General features: G+C 37.9%; 16 protein-coding genes. 10 read left to right on the top strand and 6 right to left on the bottom strand.

The genetic code is table 11. The annotated features are described in order from the left end of the window. Window positions 1-335 precede the first annotated feature (335 nt). The gene (locus tag CWC02_RS06840; protein WP_054553336.1) at window positions 336-1,550 is read left to right on the top strand and encodes a hypothetical protein; all 1,215 of its coding nucleotides are present in this window, start codon (window positions 336-338) and stop codon (window positions 1,548-1,550) included. A 59-nt stretch (window positions 1,551-1,609) separates the two neighbouring features. Here the strand turns inward: CWC02_RS06840 and CWC02_RS06845 are convergent, their stop codons facing one another. Beyond that, on the bottom strand, window positions 1,610-2,485 hold the full coding sequence (locus CWC02_RS06845; protein ID WP_054553335.1) for a DNA replication terminus site-binding protein: 876 nt from the start codon (window positions 2,483-2,485) through the stop codon (window positions 1,610-1,612). Between the two features lie 436 nt (window positions 2,486-2,921). Here CWC02_RS06845 and CWC02_RS06850 point away from each other — a divergent pair, with 436 nt between their 5' ends. Next, a complete protein-coding gene (locus tag CWC02_RS06850; protein WP_054563102.1) occupies window positions 2,922-4,271 on the top strand; it encodes a class II 3-deoxy-7-phosphoheptulonate synthase in 1,350 nt (449 codons plus the stop codon). Between the two features lie 63 nt (window positions 4,272-4,334). Here the strand turns inward: CWC02_RS06850 and ppsR are convergent, their stop codons facing one another. Continuing rightward, entirely contained in the window at window positions 4,335-5,144 is an 810-nt protein-coding gene (ppsR, locus tag CWC02_RS06855) for a posphoenolpyruvate synthetase regulatory kinase/phosphorylase PpsR (RefSeq protein WP_054553333.1), read from the bottom strand. A 152-nt stretch (window positions 5,145-5,296) separates the two neighbouring features. Here ppsR and ppsA point away from each other — a divergent pair, with 152 nt between their 5' ends. Next, window positions 5,297-7,672, top strand: a complete 2,376-nt coding sequence (ppsA, locus tag CWC02_RS06860; RefSeq protein ID WP_138617233.1) for a phosphoenolpyruvate synthase — start codon at window positions 5,297-5,299, stop codon at window positions 7,670-7,672. A gap of 80 nt (window positions 7,673-7,752) precedes the next feature. On the opposite strand, the gene CWC02_RS06865 is transcribed toward ppsA, so the two are convergent. Next, window positions 7,753-7,962, bottom strand: coding sequence for a PGPGW domain-containing protein (locus CWC02_RS06865; protein ID WP_054553331.1), 210 nt, complete (start codon window positions 7,960-7,962; stop codon window positions 7,753-7,755). Between the two features lie 147 nt (window positions 7,963-8,109). On the opposite strand from CWC02_RS06865, the gene ydiJ reads away from it, so the two are divergent. Further along, window positions 8,110-11,154 (top strand): D-2-hydroxyglutarate dehydrogenase YdiJ, encoded by a 3,045-nt coding sequence (gene ydiJ / locus CWC02_RS06870; RefSeq protein ID WP_138617235.1) that lies wholly within the window; start codon window positions 8,110-8,112, stop codon window positions 11,152-11,154. Between the two features lie 35 nt (window positions 11,155-11,189). On the opposite strand, the gene CWC02_RS06875 is transcribed toward ydiJ, so the two are convergent. Further along, complete coding sequence (locus tag CWC02_RS06875; RefSeq protein WP_138617237.1) at window positions 11,190-12,377, bottom strand: cation:proton antiporter; 1,188 nt, start codon at window positions 12,375-12,377, stop codon at window positions 11,190-11,192. After that, on the bottom strand, window positions 12,377-13,588 hold the full coding sequence (locus CWC02_RS06880) for a tyrosine-type recombinase/integrase (protein ID WP_138617239.1): 1,212 nt from the start codon (window positions 13,586-13,588) through the stop codon (window positions 12,377-12,379). The genes CWC02_RS06875 and CWC02_RS06880 overlap by 1 nt, the downstream gene beginning before the upstream one ends. A 134-nt stretch (window positions 13,589-13,722) precedes the next feature. On the opposite strand from CWC02_RS06880, the gene CWC02_RS06885 reads away from it, so the two are divergent. Next, window positions 13,723-14,286: a lipid-binding SYLF domain-containing protein gene (locus CWC02_RS06885; RefSeq protein ID WP_054553327.1), complete on the top strand. Its 564-nt coding sequence runs from the start codon at window positions 13,723-13,725 to the stop codon at window positions 14,284-14,286. Window positions 14,287-14,378: 92 nt separating this feature from the next. On the opposite strand, the gene CWC02_RS06890 is transcribed toward CWC02_RS06885, so the two are convergent. Beyond that, window positions 14,379-14,732, bottom strand: coding sequence for a hypothetical protein (locus CWC02_RS06890; RefSeq protein ID WP_062567877.1), 354 nt, complete (start codon window positions 14,730-14,732; stop codon window positions 14,379-14,381). A gap of 288 nt (window positions 14,733-15,020) precedes the next feature. Here CWC02_RS06890 and CWC02_RS06895 point away from each other — a divergent pair, with 288 nt between their 5' ends. From CWC02_RS06895 to CWC02_RS21060, 5 genes are read left to right on the top strand one after another with little or no spacing between them, the layout of a single operon-like run. Then, window positions 15,021-15,212: a hypothetical protein gene (locus CWC02_RS06895; protein WP_138617241.1), complete on the top strand. Its 192-nt coding sequence runs from the start codon at window positions 15,021-15,023 to the stop codon at window positions 15,210-15,212. Window positions 15,213-15,214: 2 nt separating this feature from the next. Further along, window positions 15,215-17,206, top strand: coding sequence for a replication endonuclease (locus CWC02_RS06900; protein ID WP_138617243.1), 1,992 nt, complete (start codon window positions 15,215-15,217; stop codon window positions 17,204-17,206). Between the two features lie 43 nt (window positions 17,207-17,249). After that, window positions 17,250-17,564: a hypothetical protein gene (locus CWC02_RS06905; protein ID WP_187489718.1), complete on the top strand. Its 315-nt coding sequence runs from the start codon at window positions 17,250-17,252 to the stop codon at window positions 17,562-17,564. 2 nt (window positions 17,565-17,566) lie between these two features. Further along, a complete protein-coding gene (locus tag CWC02_RS06910) occupies window positions 17,567-17,833 on the top strand; it encodes a hypothetical protein (protein ID WP_138617247.1) in 267 nt (88 codons plus the stop codon). 32 nt (window positions 17,834-17,865) lie between these two features. Continuing rightward, entirely contained in the window at window positions 17,866-18,000 is a 135-nt protein-coding gene (locus CWC02_RS21060; RefSeq protein WP_283235070.1) for a hypothetical protein, read from the top strand. The last annotated feature ends 209 nt before the right edge of the window (window positions 18,001-18,209 follow it).

Raw genomic sequence — 18,209 nt, forward strand, 5'->3', positions numbered from 1 at the left:
TGGATCTGATCTATAGTTGGTACAGATCAGATCTATGCTAACTAAAGAGCTGTTTATCCACATGCTGTTTTAAAAAAGCAATTTTTGTCGTGTTAATTTGCTTTAAAAAGGTGATTAACAGGACATAAATTGAACTGAGTTAGTAAAATTGCGACCTATCAACTATAACTTAGTAAAAATCTGATCTGAAAATCAGCAATTACGAAACAGTTAGTATAAAACTGATCCGAAGAAATAAATTATGATCGGATCAAGTTTATACTAACTTAAACATTTAACTTTTGAAGTTTTATGTGTTGTTATTAACTGTCGAAGAAAAATTGGAAATAAGAACAATGAGCCGAAAGGTCAACATCTCGGTAGATAACTTACCCGATACATTACGCGGGCAGATCCACGGGGTGGAAAGTGCAATAGATAATGAAAGTCTTGCACTATTTACAGACAACAAAGATGTGCGTGTTTCAATTGAAAATGCTGCACATGGTTTGAGAGCTTACTCAAATACATTTAATCATTATGATTTATGGGGACGTTTTGTCCGTTCTGGTCATAAGAAGCTTCCGGTTGAAGAAGCACCAAAGAAAACCATCGTCACAAGAAGAATCTCTGAAAAAGTAGACGGCATTCTTTATGATGGCGAAATCAAAATTACACCTGCGGTAGTAAGCACAAGAAAAGATGGTGAAGATGTTGAATATCTTGTTTGGCCATCTGATCGAGAAGAAAAAGTCGAACGTGCCTTAATTCGTTTAGCCTCTAAAGGTAAAATTGTAAAAATCAATTTTAAGTCTGGCATTCAATACGCAGTTGTTTTTTCAATGAATGAATTAGCGCAAGAACTGAAAGCGGTTGGCCAGTCAATGCCTTATCCGCAAATCAAAGAATCATTAGAAGCATTACAAGGTTCTAAACTTTCTTTCAAATATTCAGCAACAGATACGCGTAACTCTGATATTGATGACTCATTTTACGAATCGAACATGAACTTTTTATCGTCACTTCATTTTAGTGGAAAAAAAGGTCAAGGTGGTAACGTAAAATGTGTGGCTTGTTTGAATGCCTTCGTTCATAACATGATCGATAACCTTGAATACAAAGGTTACTACTTTAATAGTGCTCAAGAATTAAAACGTGGTTTATCTCGTTGGATGATGCTTCGTTTATATCATTTATGGCGTTATGCGGCACCGGGTAAGACCTACCATTTCCGACTATTATCGATTATGGAAAAATATGGCTCTATTTATTCAACAGACGAAATTACCGAGAATAAATTAAAAGCTTTGCGTCGTGATATGACTACGACAATGAAAGACTTAATTGAGAAAGGTGCAATCTCTGAATATAACATTACCAATGTCAAAGATGACAAAACGGGTAATATTATTGATTACACATATGAAATGCATCCATCTGATCAATTTTGTGATGAGATTCTTACGCTTAATAAGCATAATAAACGAATCGAAATTCAAGGTGGGAAACGCATTGTTGAGAATGCGGTATTAATCGATGAAGATAAAATTGAAGAAATAGTCGAAGACTAATTTCTTTTATACTTACTTACTATATACAAAAGGCCACATATGTGGCCTTTTTAACATAATCAATCTGTCACTTGTTCTAAGTAAAGTCTATCAACTAAGAAATCATATTCTCTTTTTCGAGGGTGGCTTTCAGGTTTTTGATAATCAGTTAATGTACCAAGTTTTACATCTGGTTCTGGGTTTATCAAAATAAAAGGTAAAGCAGCACTAACATGATATCGATTTTTAGCTGTATATCTTACATTAACTTGTGGGCTAACTCTTGTTGGTCTACGAATTCGCAATTTTTCTTTATCACCTAAACTTGCAACTCGACTTTGCTCTTGTGCAACTAGCGCTTGCCAAGCGTGTTGGTCGATCATTCTTGGGTTAGAATAACTAGCCGATTTATCCAACATTGCTAAGGCCATTTTTTTTGTTAGCGTTTTAGTTGCGTGTTTGTGCATCCAAGTAAAACGAACAGAGTAGGGCGATTCAGTTTCAAAATGGATCTTACGATATGCTGCAAGGGTAATGAGATTTGGAACAGCATTGTGAACAGCTTCAAACCTCGCATCATTATTATCGATAGCTATAACACTATTTTTAAAATCAGCTTTGGCTTTATTTAATTGATTTATCCTTGCAATGAAATGTTGCTTATCGACATCTTTTAAAACTAATAAGCCTGGATGCCTTTTTAATACTCGACTACTTAATCCTGACTTTTTATAAAAATCACCAAAGGAATTTAGAATTAATTTATGAGCATCATCGCCTTCAATTTTATGTACACTAATTGAAGAAGGAACTTTCTTTTCGTCGTTTACATCGATATCTGGCAGTTGATAATATGAAGCCTTATCAAAACCCACTTCTTTTAATTCTTCACAAAACAAATGAGTCAATTCACTGACTAAATCAAACTGACTGCGTATCTCTAACTTTGTACTCATAGGAACACATCTTACTTAACGTTTATTCAATTTTAATCTTATCCTCTGAAAATTAATAGATAAATTTATTTTCGATGCTGACCTTACATATTAATTAATTTAAGTATGATGTGTTCTTTATTATGCTACTTAGTACAGGTTTTCAACTTGATCAATGTTAGATATAAATTGTTCAATATAAGTGTGTAAAGCAGAGGTTACACTAGGCCTTAATCTAGGTAAGATGTGTTCTTGGCCTTTGGGTTAATTGTTAAAACAAAAAAAGCTCTATAACTCACTGTTTCAAAATGGAAAGATGCTAAGTATCTGCTAGTTAATATCGAATCTGTTTATCAAATAACGAAATAATCGTAAATAGCTGAATATTGTCCTTGAACTTAGTACGTGCAATAAGTTAGTTTTCGTAAATGGTCTATGTTAGGAATGAGGAAACAACATGCAATCGTGGAACCCAGACAGCTGGAGAAAACTGCCGATACTTCAGCAGCCAGAGTACCCAGATCAAGAAGCCCTTAAATCAGTTGAAGGGCAATTAAAAAGCGCACCACCTCTGGTATTTGCCGAAGAGACGCGTAGCTTATACAAACAACTAGAAGCTGTATGTGAAGGCAGAGCCTTCTTATTACAGGGTGGTGATTGCGCAGAGTCATTCAGTGACTTTAATGCAGCAAATATCCGCGATACATTTAAAACACTTTTACAAATGGCCGTTGTTTTAACTTATGGTGGTAAATGCCCTGTAGTTAAAATTGCGCGTATGGCAGGTCAGTACGCTAAGCCTCGCTCATCAGATTACGAAACGATCGATGGTGTATCTCTGCCTTCGTACCGTGGTGATATCATCAATAACTTCGAGTTCACTGAGCAAGCACGTGTACCCGACCCACAGCGTTTGATGACAGCATATCATCACAGTGCAGCAACGCTAAATTTATTACGCGCATTCGCGCAAGGTGGTTTAGCCGATTTACATCAAGTAAACCGCTGGAACATGGGTTTTGTTGCAGCAAATCCGCTTAAAGAGAAATACCAACAGCTAGCTGACAGAATTCAAGATGCGCTTGAATTTATGGAAGTGTGCGGTATCGACTCAACTGTTGCACCAAGCTTAAAAGAAACAGACTTATTTACATCACACGAAGCATTATTATTAGGCTACGAAGAAGCACTAACACGCCGCGACCACTTATCAGGTGACTGGTACGATTGTTCTGCACACTTTGTTTGGATTGGTGAACGTACACGTCAACTTGATCATGCACACATCGAATTCTTTAAAGGTATTAAAAATCCAATTGGTGTGAAAGTTGGGCCAGGTATGGACCCAGATGAGCTAATCAAACTTATCGATGCAGTTAACCCAGATAACATTCCAGGTCGCTTAACGTTAATTACGCGAATGGGTGCTGATGTACTGCCAGAGAAACTACCGGCACTAGTACGTAAAGTACAACAAGAAGGCCGTAAAGTTATTTGGAGCTCAGATCCAATGCATGGTAATACTGAGAAAGCGAGCTCAGGTTATAAAACACGTAGCTTTAATAATATTCTTCGTGAAATTAGCCAGTTCTTCGCAGTACACAAAGCTGAAGGTTCATACCCAGGTGGTGTTCACCTTGAAATGACTGGCCAGCACGTGACTGAATGTACTGGTGGTGCATATGGCTTATCTGATGAAGATTTAGCACAGCGCTACCGCACTCAGTGCGACCCACGCCTAAATGCAGATCAAGTTTTAGAACTAGGTTTCTTAGTTGCTGATTTATTAAAAGACGCACGTAAGTAACACTAAGTTATCCAAAAAAGGCTGCATATTGCAGCCTTCTTTAATGTCCGATACTAAAATAAGTTAGTACTTACGTCTTTCAAGACCAGTATCAGATATAATCTTTGCAGAAATTTCTTCTACTGAATGATGAGTCGAATTTAAAAATTGAATCTTCTGTTTTTTATAAAGCATTTCTACTTCACGCACTTCGATACGGCACTGTTTTAAAGACGCATATTTTGAATTAGCCATACGACGCTGGCGAATATCGGCAAGGCGAACAGGGTCAATCGTTAAACCAAAAAGTTTATGTTTGTAAGCTTTTAAACACTCAGGCAGGGTGCCTCTTTCTAAATCATCTTCTGTCAGCGGGTAATTCGCCGCTTTGATACCATATTGTAATGCTAGGTATAAACTAGTTGGTGTTTTACCGCTTCTGCTAACACCTACTAAAATAATGTCGGCTTCAGCATAGTTTTTAATGTTAGCGCCATCATCATTGGTCAACGCATAGTTAACCGCATCAATACGAAAATCATAACTTTTCTCGTGCATTGAATGCGTTCTATGAACCTTTGGTACTGGCGCAACTTTTAACTCTTGAGAAATTTTATCACTGTATTGTGATAAAAAGTCATAACACACCGCGCAAGACGATTTAATAATTTCACTTAGCTCGTGGTTTACAAAAGTGAAGAACACGAGTGGCTGTTCTCCATCACGTTGCGCTGTTGAATTAATTAAGTTCTTAACTTCAATTGCTTTTTTTTCTGTTTCAACAAAAGGAATTGTTTTGTGATTAAACTCAACAGGAAACATAGATAAGGTCGCATGACCAAAGACTTCAGAGGTGATTGCTGTTCCATCAGAAATATAAAATGCAGTTCTCATATTTAACCTTTTTATTACCTTTATCTGCAAAATAGGGGCTTCACGGTTTACGTGAGGTCTGTTGCCAGTGTAGAATGACTACGACCTTTTTAGAAGGTTTTCTTTCTTAACTCTCACAGTTAGTACTACAATTTGTTTATGGAGAAAGATCCGTGCAAGAATACGTTCTCTGGTATCAAGAGCTTGGTATGCAAGATGTTCCTCGTGTTGGCGGTAAAAACGCTTCACTTGGTGAAATGATCTCAAACCTAGCTAACGCTGGTGTTCAAGTGCCAGGTGGTTTCGCTACAACCGCTGATGCATTCAATGAGTTTCTAGAGCAATCTGGATTAAACTCAAAAATCCACGATATTTTAGACACATTGGATGTGGATGATGTAAATACACTCGCTAAAGTCGGTGCCGAAATCCGCCAATGGATTATCGATACACCATTCCAACCTAACCTAGACCAAGCCATCCGCGACGCATATAGCCAACTACACGGCGACGCATCACAAGATGTTTCATTTGCAGTTCGCTCATCTGCTACAGCAGAAGACATGCCAGACGCTTCATTCGCAGGACAACAAGAAACGTTTTTAAACGTACGTGGTATTGATGCAGTAATGACTGCAATCAAACACGTGTTTGCCTCACTATTTAATGACCGCGCTATTTCTTACCGTGTTCACCAAGGTTATGATCACCGTGGTGTTGCACTTTCAGCTGGTATCCAACGCATGGTTCGTTCAGATAAAGCAGCTTCAGGTGTTATGTTCAGTATTGATACTGAATCTGGCTTTGAAGATGTTGTATTTGTAACTTCAAGCTATGGTCTTGGTGAAATGGTTGTACAGGGTGCTGTAAACCCAGATGAATTTTATGTTCATAAACCAACGCTTGCTAACGGTAAACCAGCGGTAGTTCGCCGTAACATTGGTTCAAAAGCAATCCAAATGATTTACTCAGCGGATGAATCACATGGTAAGCAAGTTGAAATTGTTGACGTAGATTCGTCACTTTCAAACAAATTCTCAATCACAGATGCTGAAGTTCAAGAACTTGCAAAGCAAGCTGTTATTATTGAAAAGCACTACGGTCGTCCAATGGACATCGAGTGGGCAAAAGACGGCAACGACGGTAAACTTTACATCGTTCAAGCACGTCCAGAAACAGTTCGTTCAAACGAAGACGCTAACGTTATGGAGCGTTTCCAATTAAATGGTACAAGCACAGTTGTTGCTGAAGGCCGTGCAATTGGTCACAAGATTGGTTCAGGTACTGTACGCGTACTAGATTCAATTGATGAAATGGACAAAGTACAACAAGGCGACATTCTAGTTACTGACATGACTGACCCAGACTGGGAGCCAATCATGAAACGTGCCGCTGCGATTGTTACAAACCGTGGTGGACGTACTTGTCACGCGGCAATCATTGCTCGTGAATTAGGTATTCCTGCAGTTGTTGGTTGTGGTAATGCAACTGATTTAATTAAAGCAGGCCAAGATGTAACTGTATCGTGTGCCGAAGGTGACACAGGTTATATCTACGAAGGTATTTTAGATTACGAAGTACTTACATCACGTGTTGATGAAATGCCAGAATTACCAATGAAAGTTATGATGAACGTAGGTAACCCTGATCGTGCATTCGACTTTGCTCGCTTACCTCATGCCGGTGTTGGCCTTGCGCGTGTTGAATTCGTAATCAACCGAATGATTGGTGTTCACCCTAAAGCACTTCTTAATTTTGATGCGCAATCTGACGAGCTAAAAGCTGAAATCTCAGAAATGATGGCAGGTTATGAATCACCTGTAGAATTCTATATTTCTAAGCTTGTTGAAGGTATTGCAACACTAGGTTGTGCGTTTGCACCTGAGCGTGTCATTGTTCGTATGTCTGACTTTAAGTCAAACGAATATGCAAACCTTGTTGGCGGCCAGCAATATGAGCCGGAAGAAGAAAACCCAATGATTGGTTTCCGTGGTGCAGCACGTTATATCTCTGAAGATTTCCGTGACTGTTTCGCGTTAGAGTGTGAAGCGATTAAACGTGTTCGCAACGAAATGGGTATGACTAATATTGAAATCATGATCCCATTTGTTCGTACGCTTGAAGAAGGTAAGCGCGTTATTGAATTACTTGAAGAACATGGTCTTAAACGTGGCGAAAATGGTCTGAAAGTAATCATGATGTGTGAATTACCATCAAACGCGTTACTTGCAGATGAGTTCTTAGAGTATTTCGATGGTTTCTCTATCGGTTCAAACGACTTAACTCAGTTAACATTAGGTCTTGACCGTGACTCAGGTTTAATTGCGCATCTATTTGATGAGCGTAACCCTGCAATCAAGAAACTATTATCAATGGCTATTCAAACTGCTAAAGCAAAAGGCAAATACGTAGGTATTTGTGGTCAAGGTCCTTCAGATCATGAAGACTTTGCAGCTTGGTTAGTTGAGCAGGGCATTGATTCTGTTTCTCTAAACCCAGATACAGTATTAGAAACTTGGTTATATCTTGCTAAGAAATTAGCCGACTAAGTACTTTATTTAATTAAAATAAAGATTCTGATATAAAAAATGCCAGCACTTAGCTGGCATTTTTGTAGCTCAATTAGAAATCAGCGAGCAAGTTTTTTATCGATATAAGCACATGACTTAGTCAGAGCCTTTTGGCACAAGGTTAAATAATCACGCGCTTTAGGATAGTAAAAAGATAAACAGAAAAGTCCTGCAATAAAGAAGATCAGCGACGGTCCGGGAATAATAACAAAAACTAAACCCAATAACATGCACAAGGCACCTAAACTGATTAATGCAATTTTTTTCATCTGACTATCTCATTTGCTGCTTTAATACACAGTATAAAAGTATTGCCCCCGAAATCGATAAAAAGAGTGTTACAAACTGTAAAATCTTCAATTTATCTTAGCTATTAGCATGATATAATTTGCAAAATGCCTTAATTTATCACCGTCATGATAGCAACAATAAGCCAACAACAAGCCACCACAGAACTCGTTTCTAATTACTTAGATACAATACAAAAACAAGGTTTTAGTGGTGATACCGATGCAAGCTTTTCTACACGTTTAAGTTTATCAACCGATAACAGCGTTTACCAACAGGTACCTCAAGGTGTCATCTTTCCAAAGTCAGCAAAAGACATACAACTTGCTATGCAAATTGCTTCTCGTGATCCGTTTTTATCACTGACTTTTGGTCCACGCGGAGGTGGTACAGGTACTAATGGTCAATCGCTAACCCCAGGTATAGTTGTTGATTTATCTCGCTACATGCGTGAAATTTTAGAAATCAATGTCCAAGAAAACTGGGTGCGCGTGCAAACGGGTGTAATAAAAGACCAATTAAACGACTTTTTGCGTCCTTACGGTTTTTTCTTTGCGCCCGATTTATCAACAAGTAACCGTGCAACAGTCGGTGGAATGATAAATACAGATGCATCAGGTCAAGGCTCTTTGGTTTATGGCAAAACAAGTGATCACGTTTTAGGCCTAACAACTTATCTTGTTGATGGCACTGAAATGTCAACAACCCCTATGCCTATTGAAAAAGCAAAAGTAATTGCTGAACAAAACACGACAGTAGGTAAGTTATATAAAACAGTTCTTGATATTGGCCTTGAGAATCGAGACGCTATTTTAGAAAAATTCCCACGTTTAAACCGTTTTCTGACCGGCTACGATTTAGAACATATTTTTTCTGATGATTTACAAACCTTTGATATGAGCCGATTAATTACTGGCTCCGAAGGTTCATTAGGTATAGTTACTGAAGCAAAACTAAATATTACGCCCATTGCTGAATTTAAAACATTAATCAATATTAAATACGATAGCTTTGATTCTGCACTTCGTCATTCACCATTTCTAGTTGCAGCAAATGCAACTTCTGTAGAAACAGTCGATAGCAAAGTACTTAACCTTGCTCGAGAAGATATCATTTGGCATTCAGTATCGGACTTAATAACCGATGTTGAAAACAAAGATATGCAAGGGCTCAACATGGTTGAGTTTAATGCGGTTTCACCAGAAGACATTAAAGATAAAGTAGACACTCTTTGTAAGCTACTCGATGAATGTGTTGAAAAACAAACTAATGGCGTGATCGGTTATCAGTTAACGAATGACAAAGCTGATATATTAAAAATTTATGCAATGCGTAAAAAGTCAGTGGGCCTTTTAGGAAATGTAAAAGGCAGTCAAAAACCCTTAGCTTTTGCTGAAGATACTGCAGTACCACCAGAAAACTTAGCCGATTTTATAGTCGAGTTTCGTGAACTTCTCGATAACCACAACCTTCAATATGGTATGTTTGGCCATGTTGATGCTGGTGTTTTACACGTACGACCTGCACTCGATATGTGTGACCCTGAACAAGAAAAATTGCTTCGCCATATTTCAGATGAAGTCGTTAAACTGACTGCCAAATATGGCGGCTTGATGTGGGGAGAGCATGGCAAAGGGTATCGAAGTGAATATGGCCCTGAATTTTTCGGCGAGCATTTATTTACACAACTTAGAAAAATCAAAGCGGCATTTGATCCAAATAACAGAGTAAACCCAGGTAAAATCTGTACGCCAATTGAAAGTAAAGACTCACTCGTTTCTGTTGACGATCAAAAGCGTGCCTGGTTCGACAAAGAAATTTCTATCGATGTTAAAACTGAATTTAATAACGCGATGACCTGTAATGGTAATGGTCTGTGTTTTAACTACGATGAAAAATCACCAATGTGTCCATCTTATAAAGTAACAGGTGACCGCCGTCATTCACCTAAAGGTCGCGCAAGTTTAATGCGCGAGTGGTTGCGCCTTCAAGAGTCTGAAAATATTGATTTACTCAATGTCGAAAAAGAATTAGTTAATGGTGAAGTGATCACTTGGTGGGAGCGCTATCAACATAGTCGCGATAAGAAAAAAGGCGTTTATGATTTCTCTCATGAAGTAAAAGAATCAATGGACGAGTGTTTAGCTTGTAAAGCATGTACTACTGCTTGCCCAATCAAAGTTGATGTACCAACATTCCGTTCACGCTTTTTAAATTTCTACCACAGTTATTATGCGCGCCCAGCAAAAGATTATTTAGTAGCAGGCATCGAACAAACTGCGCCGGTGATGGCAAAATTTGCTAAAGTGGTAAATCCAATAGTAAATACAAAACTTGTTTCAGGATTAATTAAAAATACCATTGGTTATGTTGATACGCCAAGTTTAAGCATACCGCAACTTTCTAAACGTATTTCAAAAGATCAGCATTTTAATTTTGAATTACTTAATTCACTTTCAAAAGAACAACAAGCTGAATATGTACTGATAGTACAAGATCCATTCACGAGTTTTTACGAAGCCGAATTAGTCGAAAGCTTTATTAAAGTCATTAAAGCGTTAGGCAAAAAACCTATGCTATTACCATTTAAACCTAATGGTAAAGCACAGCATGTAAAAGGGTTTTTAAATGAATTTAAAACAACAGCAAAAAATGCTGCTGAGTTTTTAAATTCACTCAGTGAAATCAATGCTCCTTTAGTTGGGCTCGATGCATCTTTGGTTATGTGTTACCGAGATGAATATGTGTCAATTTTAAAAGAGAACCGTGGAGATTTTAAAGTTGAGCTTGCGCATGAATGGCTTCAAACGCAAAACTTTAAACAAGTTACTCTTGCCACTACAACAAATTCGCCATTTAAATTGTTGAGTCATTGTACTGAAACAACAGCAATGCCGAATGCATCTAAAGTTTGGCAAACCATTTTTGCTGATCTAAATTTACAGCTTGAAACTACCAGTACGGGTTGTTGTGGTATGGCAGGAACGTACGGCCATGAAAAACAAAACCAAGAAAATTCACGGGCTCTTTATGAAATGAGTTGGCAACCAATTATTTCAAGTAATGAGCCTGAAACTATTTTAGCAACTGGCTTTTCTTGTCGTAGCCAAGTGAAGCGCTATGAAAAATTTAAACCTAAGCATCCACTGCAATTGATTGCAGAGCTACTTTAAGTTGTAAAAATAAAAAAGGCGCTCAACGCGCCTTTTTATTGGTAACTTTTTGCTATGGGCTTGGTACTCATGCCATGAATGAACACACTAAATAAAATGGTTGTTAATGTTACTGTGGCAATTTGTTCTTTGTTTTCAATTGCTGTATCCATCACCATTAATGTGAAAACGATAGACGCCAAACCTCGAGGACCAAACCACGCAAAAGTAAATTTGTCTTTGAAATTTAGATTAGTAAACATAAGTGAAAGGAGTACCGGCACAATTCTAAAAATCGTCACACTTAATAACGCATAAAGAACAATTGGCCAAGTGATATCATTTACAATTAAGTGACCACATACAAAACCGAATAAACACCAAATTAGTAAGGCTACGAATTCAGCGATATGCTCAGAGTCTTTAACTAGTGTTGAACGAATTTTTTTAGGTGCTAAGTAATCAAATAAAAGCCCCGAAACAAAAACAGCAATAAAGCCACTGCCATGAAAATTTTGTGTTAAAGAGAAAATAGCCATGACTAAGCCAATCAATAAAAATGGACTGCTATTATTTGCAAAGTAATGACGTGCTAATGCTATTTTTAAAAGTGGAATAAACACAGCCATCGACACGCCTGCAACAATAAGTGCTACACCTAACTCTCTTGCAAAAACAAGTAAAGTATCAATTGTCGTTACAGCACTTTCTGGATTTTGAGCTAATAAAAGTAAAATTAAAAAGATGGGTACGCAAAGGCCATCGTTCAAACCACTTTCCGTATTTATTCCTTCGCGAACTTTCTCTGGAACCGATGTGCATTCTAAAATTCCTTTGCTAAGCGCGGCATCAGTCGGCGTTAAGATTACCGCAATCAAAGCAGATTGAAAAAGTGATAACTCCGAAAAGAAAAACAACCCACCAGCTACACCTAACAGTAATGTCATCGGCAAAGCAACAAAAAGTAACAGGCTAGGGTACTGATAACTATGTTTTAATACGGGAAGTTTTGATTTGGCGGCATCGGTAAATAAAAAAATACTTAAGGTTAATTCAACCAAAGGTAAAATGTCACTGAGTCCGGCTTCGCCTAACTTAAACTCACTCGGCAAAAAGTAAGACATTGCAATTCCGACCAACACAAAAAACATTGGCCCGGTAATTTCTGTTCGCTCTAATTGCCGAATCGTCAGTGAATAAAATAATAAAGCCAAGCCAACTGATGCCAGTATTGTATATTCCATTACACTTTCCTTTTTATTCCGGACTTTGCACGTTCTTTTATATTTGTTTGAATATAGATTTGATCTGTCGTAGCAATTTTTGCATGACCTAAATCTTCAGATAAATGTTTTAGCGGTCTTGTTTGGGCATCGTGTGTTGCACCGGTATGTCTTAACCAGTGAGCAGTGGCCGCTTCAAGTTGTTCCGCATCATCTTTAAAGCCGTCATCTAAAAGAGATTGTTTTGCTAAATCAAAACTTTGCTGAACCAAACGGCGAATTTGACGAACAGTCATTCCACCTTTACCACGAATTTTATGAACTAACGGCTCAGCTTCATCAACGCGGGGCAGGGCAGGTAAACCACGGTAAAGCCTATAACGTTTTAGATATGATATAAAATCTTCACTTAAGGTAACATCACGTAATTTATTACCTTTACCCATAATTCTTAGAAACCAAAAACCATCATTATCTTGCCAAAAATGTGACATAACGGGTGACCACTGAGGGCGCTCGGATAACTCAGATATTCGTAAGTACAATCCTTTTAAGCAAGCAAGTGTGAATAAATTTCTTTCTAAATTAGGTTGTTGTTCACATAAATCACGAGTAACACCAAAAACATATTCCCATTGAATATCACTAAGTGTATCGGGAATTTTAATTTGCGATTGCACAACTAAGTAAGGGCTATTCTTTTTAACAACCGGTACAAAGTTAGCAAAGGTTTTTTCTTCTAAAATTGCGAACTTATAAAAAACATTTAAAGCTGTAAACATAGATGCGAGTGTTTGTTGGCTAGCAATATTTTCTTTATTGATGAAAGGACGCCAATTTGTATTTAGTCGTCTTATGCCTTGTTCATCTTTATAACGCCATTGCACTGAACTTGATAACCAGGCTGAATCTGGTTCAACCATAAAATCAACATAGGCTTCAATATCTTCACGTTTTAGATCAAATACCGATTTTTCAGCAACCAACCACGACCATAAACAAAAACGCTCAAGCTCATTTCGAAAACGATTAAATGTGGCTTCTGATTTTCGGCCATACACATATAAAAACTGATAAACAAAAGCTAAGTCATTTTTTGATTCAGCAACAGTCAATCCAACTTGATGTATAAAGTGTTCAAGTTCTGGATATTCTGTTGCAAGAGTATCATCTTCAAGATGAGCAATTTGGTAACGCAGTTGTTTTAGTGTATCGACGAGAGCAACGAGCATAATGATGTAATATCTTGTAAAATAGCTAGTTATAAGATTACCATAAAGTCCGATACTGTCTAGTATTGGACTTAATATATCTATAGTATTTGCAACATTAACTAGATTGCCATACTAATATTCAAGGAATATGTATGAAAAAGTTTATCGCTATTAGTTTAGTTTTAATCACTACAATTTTAACCGGTTGTGCTACAACAGGAAGTGCATCTCCCGATGAAAAACGTGCTTTAGTACAAAGCATGAAAAACAATACATTAAGTGAGCTTTACGCTCAAAAACCTGATGTTAAACAACAAATTGCTAACTCTGCTGGTTATGCGGTTTTTGATAATGCCAATGTAAATGTTGTTTTAGCCAGTTTTGGCGGTGGTTATGGTGTAGTAAAAAATAACTTAACCGGTAAATCAACTTACATGAATATGGGTGAAGCAGGTTTAGGCTTAGGTTTAGGTGTTAAAGACTTTAATGTTGTGATGGTTTTTCATAATCAAGCAGCAGTAAATCGCTTTATTGAACATGGTTGGGCATTCGGTGGAAATGCAGATGCAGCAGCAAAATATGAAGATAAAGGTGGTGCTTTAGTTGCCGAAGCAATTGCCGACCAAGTAACTGTTTATTCCTTAACCGAAAATGGCCTTGCGTTACAAGCGGTACTTAAAGGCACTAAGTTTTGGGTAGATTCTGAGCTAAATTAAGCTATTTTAAACCCTTCTAAAAGTGGGCTAGTTAGTAACCTAACTCCCACTTTTCATTAGCTTAAGCAATTTAACATAACGTAATTTATGGGCTATCTACGATACCGCAAAGGCGGGACTGTATTAGTCATAACTGCTGCACTCGCAATTGTCATTGCTACCGCCACACATGCCGCAGTTATTTTCTTTTTTATTTCAGACCAACGATCTTTTAGCTCTTTATCCTTTGTTTTTTCGATAGATAAACTTATAAGAGCTTCTTTCCAATCAACTCCCATTTCTTCAGCCATAGCAATTACTTGGTTAGCAGTTAAAGAACGTTTCCCGTTTTTAATACTAGAAATATTGCCAGAGTTTAGTTCTGGAAAATAGACAGCAAGATCATTATATCTATCAATATTCTTGAACGTTTTGTACTTTTCTAAAAATTCTGAGCTAAATGTCATGTTAAATCCTCCGCTAGACCTATTTTAGTTTTTATTGGCCTTTTTAACCAGTAATTCATAACTACAACTCAATTCTGAGTAAAAAAACTTCATTTATTTTTATTTAATTTCTTCTCAGTAAATATCTAATCTAAACAATACCATACTTAACATTCTATCTAAGAAAACCATTCATTTTTCATTAATAAAAACCTAAGCCACATTCTTTCAGGCTTGACAGAATTATTTTGAAGGCACTAAAATCTTTCAACATTGACAGAATGACAATTCTTAACAAGGAATACGGATATGAGTTTCACTAAATTACATGAGCTAAACCAAAATTTATCTCAATATTTACTCGATACATTCTCAATTCATATTCTTGACCCAATTAATCTTATTGCTTTCCTTATTCTCTATGTAGCTGTAATCGCCATTTTATATTTGGTTTTAAAAGTGGTTTTTGATGATTCTTACTCAGATGATTTAGGTGAATAGAAATGACCGCACTATCATCTAACCAATACGCTCAAGTTTTCCCGTTAAATGCAGCAATGAATTTAACCGCTAATTTGCACCCTGCAAACACAGCAAAAGACGTTTTCGAGAACTTATCGAAACCAATGAAAGAACGTTTTTTCGACTACCAAACGTGGCGAAATCGTATCTTTGAACGTCATTCTAACCTTGCTCACATGTTGAGTACGGGCTATTTTTTAGCTGAAAAATTCGGCAATTTAGCTGATGCAAACGCCCGTTTAAAGCGTGCAGATGAAGTGTTAAAACTTGGTAATGTAAAATTTGGACACATCAATTTATCTGTTTCAGATGATGAAATTTGCGATATCGCAGAACAAAAAGCGCGCTATTGTGAGCTTAAAATCGCTAAAAACGGCCATAACTTACGTGTATTTTCACAATTAGAAGAGTTGGCAACTTCATTTAATATCGATGCACCGGTTCTCGTTTCACCTTACTGTTCAACCCTATCAGCAACATCATTAGTTGGCGCACTTAACCGTTTTGCAGACCCAATTTGGTGGCGTAGAAAATTACGCAAAATCCAAGCTGTTACCATCGAACAATTAGCGCGTGATTTAAGACTCGTTCATAAAAAAGCAAGTGCGTATGTCTCACAACCAACTATCCAAAACCGCCGTGATAGAAAACGAAAATCAGAGCAAATTATGTCTGATTTATTTGTTGTTCCTAATGAATCAAATCCATTTGAAGAATTTGAAACACTGCAATCTATCATTGAACGTTCTCATACATCGGGCAAACAACAAGCTGCCGAACTCATGGTTCGTATTCGTGGTTTCGAAGAACTAGCAGATATGAATGGTCATCGTGGTGAGTTTTATACTTTATCAGCGCCAAGTCGTTTTCATTCAGTACACCATACTGGTATACCGAACAAAAAGTATAACGGCTCAACCCCTCAAGAAGCACAAGAATACTTTAACGATATTTGGAAACGTGCCCGCGCCCTATTCGCTAAACAAGATTTAAGACCTTACGGTTTTAGAGTTGTTGAACCACATCATGACGGTTGTCCACATTGGCACATGCTTTTATTCATGGAAAAAGGTGATGCAACTCAAGTACGTAACATACTTAGAAAGCTTTGCACCCAAGATACACCGGACGAATTCAAATCAAAAACAACTCGCTTTAAAGCTATTGCTATTAATAAAAATAAAGGCTCTGCGGCTGGTTACATTGCTAAATACATTACAAAAGCTGTTACTGGTGATTGCATAGACAAAGTCACATGTTCTCAAGCTGGTGAAATTAACGTACTACCCGCTGATGCTGCTGAACGTGCATCAACATGGGCAAGCACTTTTAACATTAGACGCTTTCAACAAATCGGTGGTCCATCTGTCAGTTTATGGCGCGAACTTAGACGACTAGGCCAAGGCGAACAAGGCAAATGCGAGGTTGCAAACGCAATGAAAACCACACTAGATACCGTATCAAAATATGCCTTAGAAAAGGTTCGTCAAGCCGCTGATTCATCTGACTGGAAAGCGTTTTGTTTAGCAATGGGCGGCGTACAAGTTAAACGTAAAGATCAAACGCTAAGACTGCATTACCAGATACCTGACATTGTTGACCAAATCACAGGTGAGATTAGCCGAAGCGAAACCCAATCGCCCTACTTTGCCACCAAATACGGCGACCAACCAGCCAACCGTATTTTAGGCGTTGCTTGGGATGCCGTAGTTGTTATCACTCGTCGTGGAACATCACAGATTTTGACTGAAACAGACATCAAGGCTCAGCGCAAAATCATGATAGGCGTATCAGAGCAGATTCAAGGCTGGCATGACGATGGTCGCTTATTCGAGCCAACCAAAGAAGAAATGCAATTCTTAGAAGCATGTGTTTTAGAGGACTATCAAAACATGTGTTTATTCATGGATTACGAAGCACTGGCAGGCAACATTATGAGCGATGAAATCGCGAACTTGGACTTGTGTCATTAACTGTAACTTTTAATTTTAAGACCACTGATTAAGGAAATTTATTATGAATATTGAAGGCGCAATCACTGATTTAGCACCAATTAACCGCACTGACGATAAAGGTGCCCCACTTCCAACAACCGCAGAGTTTAAGCTTCACACAAAGAACCCTGCACAAATTCTGTCTGTAAAAGTATCTGCTGACCAATACACAGATGGCACTTACAAGCAATTAGAACAAATGCAATCAGACCCGAATGGCTGGGGCTTAAAGCCTGTATTACTGAATATCGAGTATTACGAAGGTGCGAACGTTGCTCGCCAAATGGATTGGAAAGGCTTCCGATTACACAGCCTTGCTGAACATAAGGCTAAATAATCATGGCTACTTGTGTCCAGCTGGAGTATGGCGAACTAAAACCAACCGCGCAATCAATCCAAGACTGCACTGGCTTTGTCATGCTTGAGCCGACCGAGTACCAACAATTTTTGCTAGGTTCTTCGTTGTTTGACCCTAGCGAAATTTCTAGTGAAGAGGCAACTGCCCTATTTGTTGCTGGTTTTTCACTAGTCATTCTCTGTTACATGACCGCTTGGGGCTATGGAACAGTAATCAACTGGTTTCGACCAGAAAACGACAATACTTAAAATTAATCTTTTCAAGCTAAAAGGAAATCATTATGGATTTTACTAACGTAACTGCGGCAGTAGACGCAACAACAATCGTAGCAGCTATCACTGCATTGGCAGCAATCAAGATTTTACCCGGTGTAGCTAAATGGGGTTACAACAAGGTTATCGGCTGGTTCCGTTAATCTCCGTTTAACCTGTTTCAAAAATCGCACATCAAGCCACGTTTCTTTGCAGGTGCGTGGCTTTTTTAATGGAGTAATTAACATGATTTGGGGTATCTACTATGCAGCACTTGGCATTGCTTGCGCCGTTGCGGTCATTCGTGGTTTCGAAAGCGAGTAAACTTTTATCATGGTGTTTCCGCGGTCTAAAGTTCGCAGCTAGACACCCA

Origin of the sequence: Pseudoalteromonas sp. S2721 (assembly GCF_005887425.1) — a bacterium.
Lineage (GTDB): Bacteria > Pseudomonadota > Gammaproteobacteria > Enterobacterales > Alteromonadaceae > Pseudoalteromonas > Pseudoalteromonas simplex.

What these genes read in the sequence shown, in the direction of transcription:
- CWC02_RS06840 (WP_054553336.1), top strand. Translation starts at nt 336, where the DNA reads ATGAGCCGAAAGGTCAACATCTCGGTAGATAACTTACCCGATACATTA.
- CWC02_RS06845 (WP_054553335.1), bottom strand. Translation starts at nt 2,485, where the DNA reads ATGAGTACAAAGTTAGAGATACGCAGTCAGTTTGATTTAGTCAGTGAA.
- CWC02_RS06850 (WP_054563102.1), top strand. Translation starts at nt 2,922, where the DNA reads ATGCAATCGTGGAACCCAGACAGCTGGAGAAAACTGCCGATACTTCAG.
- ppsR (WP_054553333.1), bottom strand. Translation starts at nt 5,144, where the DNA reads ATGAGAACTGCATTTTATATTTCTGATGGAACAGCAATCACCTCTGAA.
- CWC02_RS06865 (WP_054553331.1), bottom strand. Translation starts at nt 7,962, where the DNA reads ATGAAAAAAATTGCATTAATCAGTTTAGGTGCCTTGTGCATGTTATTG.
- ydiJ (WP_138617235.1), top strand. Translation starts at nt 8,110, where the DNA reads ATGATAGCAACAATAAGCCAACAACAAGCCACCACAGAACTCGTTTCT.
- CWC02_RS06875 (WP_138617237.1), bottom strand. Translation starts at nt 12,377, where the DNA reads ATGGAATATACAATACTGGCATCAGTTGGCTTGGCTTTATTATTTTAT.
- CWC02_RS06880 (WP_138617239.1), bottom strand. Translation starts at nt 13,588, where the DNA reads ATGCTCGTTGCTCTCGTCGATACACTAAAACAACTGCGTTACCAAATT.
- CWC02_RS06885 (WP_054553327.1), top strand. Translation starts at nt 13,723, where the DNA reads ATGAAAAAGTTTATCGCTATTAGTTTAGTTTTAATCACTACAATTTTA.
- CWC02_RS06890 (WP_062567877.1), bottom strand. Translation starts at nt 14,732, where the DNA reads ATGACATTTAGCTCAGAATTTTTAGAAAAGTACAAAACGTTCAAGAAT.
- CWC02_RS06895 (WP_138617241.1), top strand. Translation starts at nt 15,021, where the DNA reads ATGAGTTTCACTAAATTACATGAGCTAAACCAAAATTTATCTCAATAT.
- CWC02_RS06900 (WP_138617243.1), top strand. Translation starts at nt 15,215, where the DNA reads ATGACCGCACTATCATCTAACCAATACGCTCAAGTTTTCCCGTTAAAT.
- CWC02_RS06905 (WP_187489718.1), top strand. Translation starts at nt 17,250, where the DNA reads ATGAATATTGAAGGCGCAATCACTGATTTAGCACCAATTAACCGCACT.
- CWC02_RS06910 (WP_138617247.1), top strand. Translation starts at nt 17,567, where the DNA reads ATGGCTACTTGTGTCCAGCTGGAGTATGGCGAACTAAAACCAACCGCG.
- CWC02_RS21060 (WP_283235070.1), top strand. Translation starts at nt 17,866, where the DNA reads ATGGATTTTACTAACGTAACTGCGGCAGTAGACGCAACAACAATCGTA.